Below are 7099 nucleotides of genomic sequence, written 5' to 3' on the forward strand. Positions count from 1 at the left end.
GGGTGAGTCGGTCCAGGAGCAGACCTGCGCATCGAGCACGGTCGGCACGACAGAGGCGAGGTCCGACCGCACGCGCTCCCGGATCGCTGCCGTGCGCTCGGGGTCGGGTGTGCGGTCCTGGTCGCCATCGCGGTAGTTGCGCAGCGGGATGTCAAGGCCGACCTTGTATCCGACGCCGGGTGACGGCATCGCGTAGATACCCGCTCGGTGCTCGTCGGGCCCGTCGAACAGACACGGATACCCGTCGGTCGCGCCAGGCCGCGCGGGGTCACCGAAGTGGACCACCTGCTCGAGATAGGGATGCGTCGCGACGTCGACGCCAAGCCCGGCGAGCAGCGCCCCGGCACCGGGACCCGCAGCGACGACGGCGACGTCGGCATCGATGGCCGTGCCATCGGCCATCGCCACCCGAACGCCACCCGAGGAGCACTCGACGTCCGTGACCTCCCGGATCAGAATCGTTGCACCGGAAGCACTCTCGAACAGCCCGAGCTGCGCATGCAGTGAGGCGGCCGCGAGCACGATACCCGCCTCCGGTTGCCAGACGGCGTCACGTCCGTCGGGTCGCAACCCTGGAAAGAACCGGCCCACGTCGGCAGACTGGATCGCCGTGTGGTCCACGCCCAAGTCTTCCAGCGTGGACACCAGCGGCACCAGGGACTGGTCGTCGCGCCACAGCAGACCCCGAGTCTCGAACACGGAAACGCCTGCGCGGTCGGCGAGCCGCTGCATCGCCTCGACGCCCCGCACGGCCAGGCGGACCCGAGCCGGGTCGGGATCGGCCAATCGCCACAACCGCGTCGGCCCAAGGGAGGAGGACATCGCGTTGAGCGCGCCGTAACGATCGACGAGTGTGACCCGGTGCCCGCGTCGAGCCAGTTCGGCCGCGGTGGGCAGACCCCACGCGCCAGCCCCGATCACCACGCACTTCACGACATCACCACCATCAGAAGTGAAAACCGAGCTGCGCCGGCACGTCACTCCGGAAGGCGGAATCCAGGCGGGCCAACGTCTCGGCAGTGCCGCCCCGGATGCGGTTGGCCGACGCCAGGGTCGCGGCTCGATGGGCGCCGAGATACAGGCTGCCCAGCACGTCGAGGTCCATCACGAACTCCGCTGCCGCATCCGTTCGCACGCAACGCGCCTTCCCACCGCGGACTTCCAACGCGAATCGTCCTCCATCGGACCGGAATCCGTCGCCGAGATCGATGACGGTGTCGATGTCTGCCTGATAGGTGCGGGCTTGCAACGCCGCGGGCACGTCCATGATGCGTAGCCACAGGGCATCCTCCGCCGCCGTGGTGCGCACCAGGCGCGAGTCGGTCAGAAGGTAGGGCAGCGGGTCGGCCGGATGACTGGCGACGGTGATCGTCTCGACCAGATCCAGACCAAGCAGTGCGCGCCACAACGCCGTGTGCGCTTCTGGGGTCGCGGCGGTGAACTCCTCCACGCGAACGTCTCTCGACTTGCCCCGGTGCGCCCGGTAGAGGAGATAGCCGTCCGGATGCAGGAAGGAACACCACTCCGTGCCGCCGCCCCGCGAGTCCTCCCAGTCCGCCAACAGGTCGTCCCAAAGCGGAAGGGGTCGCTCCAGGCCACCCGGCGTGTGGCGGCGGTAGCGGTCGTAGATCTCGGCGAAGTCGTCGCGGTGGTCACGGGGCCGGACGACCCGCACCTGCCCGGAATCCGTTGCGTCATGGTGGAACCGGGCGAAGCGGCGGTCCAGCGTCAGCTCCGTCTCGATGGTGGCGGGCCCGTAGCCGAAGCGTCCGTAGATGCCACCCTCGGTGGCGGTCAGCGCCGCGATCGGGTAGTCCGCGTCGGCGAAGCGCTGGTGCAGTTCGGTGTACATGGCCCGCAGCAGACCGCGCCTGCGATGGGTCGGCGCGACACCCACCCAGGTGATCCCGGCTGCTGGCAGAACCGCACCGCCGGGCACCGTGAGCCTCATGTCGACGTAGTGCGCCATCGCGATCACGTCGTCGGAGTCGCTGGAGACCACCGAGCTACCTGGCGGCATCATGGTCCGCCAGGCGGCGATGGTCTCCGGATGCCAGAACGACCCGTAGCTCGTGGCAGCCAGCAGTGCTACCCCTGGCCAGTCGGCGTCGGTGACGTCACGCGGCTTGAGATCGCTCATCGCTTCGTGAATATGATCCGGTGCCAATCCTTTTCGGCACTCGCGGTGATGTCACTCATGACGTGCTTGATGGTGAGGTACTCCTCGAACGAGTAGTCGCTCATGTCCTTGCCGAAGCCCGAGGCCCCGACGCCACCGTGTGGCATCTCGCTGATGATCGGGATGTGGTCGTTGATCCATACGCAACCGGCCTTGATCTCCCGGGAGGCCCGTTGCGCGCGGTAGACGTCGCGCGTCCACGCCGACGCCGCAAGCCCGTACTCGGTGTCGTTGGCCTGGCGTAGGCCATCGTCGTCGTCGGTGAACGCCCGCACCGTCAGCACCGGACCGAAGATCTCGTTGCGGTAGACCTCCGAACGCTCGTCGACGTCTGCGATCAGGGTGGGCCGGTAGAACGAGCCGGGCCCGTCGGGCGCCGTTCCCCCGGTGACGATGCGTCCACCCTCGGCGGGCGCGCGGTCGACGATGCCAGCGACCTTGGCCCGGTGCGCCGTGGTGATCAGCGGGCCGAGGTCGGTGTCGGGGTCGTGCGGATCGCCGACGACGATCTTGCTCATCAGCTCACCGACACCCGCCACGAAGTCGTCGTACAGGGGGCGCGCGACGATGGCCCGCGTGGCCGCCGTGCAGTCCTGCCCGGTGTTGATCAGCGACGCCGCGACCGCGCCCTGGATGGCGGCGTCGAGGTCGGCGTCGTCGAAGACCAGGAAGGGCGCCTTGCCGCCGAGCTCGAGCTGAGTGCGGTGGCCGTGCTGGGCGGCGGCCGACATCACCTTGCGCCCGACGGCGGTCGAACCCGTGAAGGTCACCAGATCGACGTCGCGGTGCCCGGCCAGTGCGGTACCGGTGTCACCGCCTGCGCCGGTCACGACGTTGAAGACGCCGTCGGGCAGGCCTGCCTCGCTGGCGAGCCGGGCCAGCGTCAGCGTCGTCAGTGGCGTGACCTCCGCGGGTTTGATCACCACGGTGCAGCCGGCGGCCAGCGCGGGTAGCACCTTCCACACCGCCATCTGAAGCGGATAGTTCCACGGCGTGATGGTCGCGACGACGCCGATCGCGTCCCGCCGGATGCTGGAGGTGTGGTCGGCCGAGTACTCGGCGGTCGCCTTTCCCTCGAGGTGACGGGCGGCCCCCGCGAAGAAGTCGATGTTGTCCACACTGCCTGGAACGTCGAACTCCCGTGCCAGCCGCACCGGCTTGCCCGTCTGGCTGACCTCCTCGGCCACCAGCGTTTCGGCGTGCTCGGCGGCGAGATGCGCCAGCTTGGCCAGTACCGCCGACCGTTCCGCGGGAGTAGCCGTCGACCAGCCGGGCAGCGCCGTGCGCGCGGACGTCACCGCGGCGTCGACGTCGGCCGGCGTCGCCAGCGCGTAGTCGGCAACCACGTTTCCGGTGGCCGGATCGACCACCCGATGCACCTCGCCACTGGTCTTTACGTCGGCGCCGTCGATCCAGCTGCTCGCCAAGGTCATGGGTTAAAACTAGCGGAGCACCGTCGCACGGGCTACGCATTACCGCGGTGACTACCGTTTTAAACGAACGATTTCATGGTTGTGGTTGCTTGCGACGACGGATTCCGTGCACAATCGTGGGCATGGTCGATCAGGGTGCTCAACCCGGCATCGGGGCTGTCTCACTGCGAATCAACCATTCCCGCCCCGGCGCCGCCTTCCAGCTCGACGAACTGTCCAAGGCGATCATCGACAAGCTGCAGCAGGACGGACGACGGTCCTATGCCGGCATCGGCAAGGCGATCGGGTTGTCCGAGGCGGCCGTGCGCCAACGCGTCCAGCGCATGGTCGACGCCGGCGTCATGCAGATCGTGGCAGTCACCGATCCGATGCAGCTCGGCTTCGCACGCCAGGCGATGATCGGCATCCGCTGTACGGGAGACACCACCAAGATCGCCGACAAGCTGGCCGCCATCGAGTCCGTCGACTACGTCGTGCTCACCGCGGGCTCGTTCGACGCCATCGTCGAGGTGGTCTGCGAGGACGACGGCGACCTGCTCGACCTACTCAACACGAAGATCCGCGCCGTACCAGGGGTGATATCCACCGAGACTTTGGTTTACCTCAAACTCGTCAAACAGCAATACAATTGGGGCACTAGATGACTGTCATCGATTCAGATCCATCCGTTACCACCGACCTGGCCGCCAAGGCCAAGCGTCACCTCTGGGGGCACTTCGCCCGCCACGGCGACGACATCACGCCGCCGATCATCACCCGCGGCGAGGGCATCCACATCTGGGACAGCGACGGCAACAAGTTCATCGACGGACTGTCCGGGCTGTTCGTCGTTCAGGTCGGCCACGGCCGCGCCGAACTCGCCGAAGCCGCCGCCAAGCAGGCCGAGACCCTGGCCTTCTTCCCGCTGTGGTCCTTCGCCACGCCGCCGGCGATCGAGCTCGCCGAGCGCATCGCCAACTACGCGCCGGGTGACCTGAACCGGGTCTTCTTCACCACCGGTGGTGGCGAGGCCGTCGAGAGTGCGTGGAAGCTCGCCAAGCAGTACTTCAAGCTGACCGGCAAGCCGGGCAAGTACAAGGTGATATCGCGGTCCATCGCCTATCACGGCACGCCGCAGGGTGCCCTCGCCATCACCGGCATCCCGGCGTTCAAGGCGCCGTTCGATCCGCCGACCCCCGGCGGCTTCCGGGTGCCCAACACCAACTTCTACCGGGCTCCTGAGCAGTTCAGCACCGACCCAAAGGCGTGGGGACGCTACTGCGCCGACCGCATCGCCGAGGCCATCGAGTTCGAGGGTCCCGACACCGTCGCCGCCGTCTTCCTCGAGCCGGTGCAGAACGCGGGCGGCTGCTTCCCTCCGCCGCCCGGATACTTCGAGCGGGTCCGCGAGATCTGCGACGAGTACGACGTGCTGCTGGTGTCCGATGAGGTGATCTGTGCGTACGGACGCATCGGTTCGATGTTCGCGTGCAACGACTTCGGCTACGTACCGGACATCATCACCTGCGCCAAGGGCCTGACGTCGGGCTACTCGCCGATCGGCGCCATGATCGCCAGCGACCGGCTGTTCGAGCCGTTCAACGACAGCTCGACGGTGTTCGGCCACGGTTACACGTTCGGCGGGCACCCCGTGTCGGCCGCGGTGGCGCTGGCCAACCTCGACATCTTCGAGCGCGAGGGCCTCAACGACCACGTCAAGGAACAGGCGCCGGCGTTCAAGTCCACGCTGGAGAAGCTGTACGACCTGCCGATCGTCGGTGACATCCGCGGCGAGGGCTTCTTCTACGGCATCGAACTCGTCAAGGACAAGACCACCAAGGAAACGTTCAACGACGACGAGTGTGAGCGGCTGCTCCGTGGCTACCTCACCCCTGCGCTGTTCGAGGCGGGGCTGTACTGCCGCGCCGACGACCGCGGTGACCCAGTGGTGCAGTTGGCACCGCCGCTGATCTGCGGCCAGAAGGAGTTCGACGAGATCTACGAGATCCTTCACGGCGTATTGAGTGAGGCCGGAAAACGTCTGTAACCGCCACCGGGTGACTTCTCGCAGGTGACCACGGCAACGACACCGTCCATCGATCCCGTCCGCTGGCAGCCGCCCTCGTCGCGGCGGCTGCCAGTGCCGGATCTCGATCCGCGGGTGCACATCGTCGTCATGCCGGGACCCGCCCCTGAGGACGTCGTCGTCGACCCCGACGGCGCCGTGTGGACCGGGCTGGCCGACGGGAAGATCGTGCGCATCGAGGCGGATGCCACGTCGCCTACCGTCGTCGCGGACACCGGCGGCAGGCCGCTCGGCCTCGCCGTCGCACGCGACGGCCGACTCCTGATCTGCGACAGCCACCGCGGGTTGCTGCGCATGGACACCCGCACGGGCAAGATCGAGACACTGGTGGCCGGGGCCGGCGGGCGTCCACTGAAGTTCTGCTCCAACGTCGTCGAATCTTCGGACGGCACGGTCTACTTCACGGAGTCCACCGCGCGATTCCATTACGAGCAGTACAAGGGCGCGATCATGGAGGCCCGCGGCTCGGGGTCGCTCTTCCGGCGTGACGTCGACGGCACCGTGACCACATTGCTCACCGGCCTGTACTTCGCCAACGGTGTCACGCTCACCACCGACGAGTCCGCCCTGGTATTCGCCGAGACCCAGGGCGCCCGCGTGTCCAAGTACTGGCTCGCCGGACCCGCCGCGGCCACCGTGACTCCGCTGGCCGCCGAACTGCCGGGCTATCCGGACAACATCTCGACGGGACCGGACGGCCGCATCTGGGTGGCGATGGTGTCGGACCGCAATGCCTTGTCCGAGTGGCTCGCACCGAAGCCGCCAATCCTGCGGAAGCTCCTGTGGCGCTTGCCCTATGACTGGCTGCCCGACGTCAAGCCGTTGGTGTGGGTGCTCGGCTTCGATCCGGACGACGGCCACGTGGTCGCGCAGGTGCGCACCCGGCGGCCGGGATTCGGGTCGACGACCGGTGTGGTGCAGCACGACGACCGGGTCTGGCTGGCCGGGATCGGGGCGTCCGCCATCGCGTACTTCGACCTGTAGGCAGCCACGTCCACCGAACGTGACACCAGTGCGAGATCCGACCCCGGTATTCGCAGTGCCGTCACGCTCGCTGCCGCACGCAGCGGCGGCAGTGCACCTGCAACCCCATAGGTAGCAATTGTCACTCTGGCAACAGCGTGGCAACCCGGAAATCTGCTCTCGATCTCCTAGTCTGCACACACGATGGCTACCTCCGGATCAGTCTCGCGCCGCGTCGCGTGCCTCGCTGCCGCCATGGCTCTGTCGACCGCTCCGCTGCTGGTCGGGATCCCAACGGCCAACGCCGACGACGCCTGTCCGTACCGGGTGGCGACACCACCCGCGGTCGACTCCTCCGAGGTTCCCCAGGCAGGCGACCCGCCCCAACCGTTGCCAGTGCCCGCCTCGCCCGTCGGCGGCGATGCACTCTCCGGCTGCGGCATCATCGCCGCGCCGGGC

The 7099-nt window shown here is 67.8% G+C and carries 6 protein-coding genes and 1 pseudogene; 4 read left to right on the forward strand and 3 right to left on the reverse strand.

The window, feature by feature from the left end; translation table 11 throughout:
- The 3 genes from ACRDUX_RS06865 to ACRDUX_RS06875 form a co-directional block, all read right to left on the reverse strand.
- A partial coding sequence (locus ACRDUX_RS06865; protein WP_526412270.1) for an NAD(P)/FAD-dependent oxidoreductase occupies positions 1 to 933 on the reverse strand: 933 nt, incomplete at its 3' end.
- 13 nt (positions 934 to 946) lie between these two features.
- Positions 947 to 2140, reverse strand: a complete 1194-nt coding sequence (locus ACRDUX_RS06870; RefSeq protein WP_526412272.1) for an enhanced intracellular survival protein Eis — start codon at positions 2138 to 2140, stop codon at positions 947 to 949.
- Complete coding sequence (locus ACRDUX_RS06875; RefSeq protein WP_526412274.1) at positions 2137 to 3612, reverse strand: aminobutyraldehyde dehydrogenase; 1476 nt, start codon at positions 3610 to 3612, stop codon at positions 2137 to 2139. Before ACRDUX_RS06875 ends, ACRDUX_RS06870 begins: the two co-directional genes overlap by 4 nt.
- Positions 3613 to 3734: 122 nt before the next feature.
- Here ACRDUX_RS06875 and ACRDUX_RS06880 point away from each other — a divergent pair, with 122 nt between their 5' ends.
- The 4 genes and pseudogenes from ACRDUX_RS06880 to ACRDUX_RS06895 all read left to right on the forward strand — a co-directional run.
- The gene (locus ACRDUX_RS06880) at positions 3735 to 4256 is read left to right on the forward strand and encodes an Lrp/AsnC family transcriptional regulator (RefSeq protein ID WP_526412276.1); all 522 of its coding nucleotides are present in this window, start codon (positions 3735 to 3737) and stop codon (positions 4254 to 4256) included.
- Positions 4253 to 5638 (forward strand): aspartate aminotransferase family protein, encoded by a 1386-nt coding sequence (locus ACRDUX_RS06885; protein WP_526412278.1) that lies wholly within the window; start codon positions 4253 to 4255, stop codon positions 5636 to 5638. Before ACRDUX_RS06880 ends, ACRDUX_RS06885 begins: the two co-directional genes overlap by 4 nt.
- A gap of 24 nt (positions 5639 to 5662) precedes the next feature.
- Positions 5663 to 6661 (forward strand): SMP-30/gluconolactonase/LRE family protein, encoded by a 999-nt coding sequence (locus ACRDUX_RS06890; protein ID WP_526412280.1) that lies wholly within the window; start codon positions 5663 to 5665, stop codon positions 6659 to 6661.
- Between the two features lie 183 nt (positions 6662 to 6844).
- A pseudogene (locus ACRDUX_RS06895) lies at positions 6845 to 7099 on the forward strand (D-alanyl-D-alanine carboxypeptidase); the annotation flags it as partial.

The sequence above is a fragment of the Mycobacterium sp. genome (genome assembly GCF_050701675.1).
Taxonomy (GTDB): Bacteria; Actinomycetota; Actinomycetes; order Mycobacteriales; family Mycobacteriaceae; genus Mycobacterium.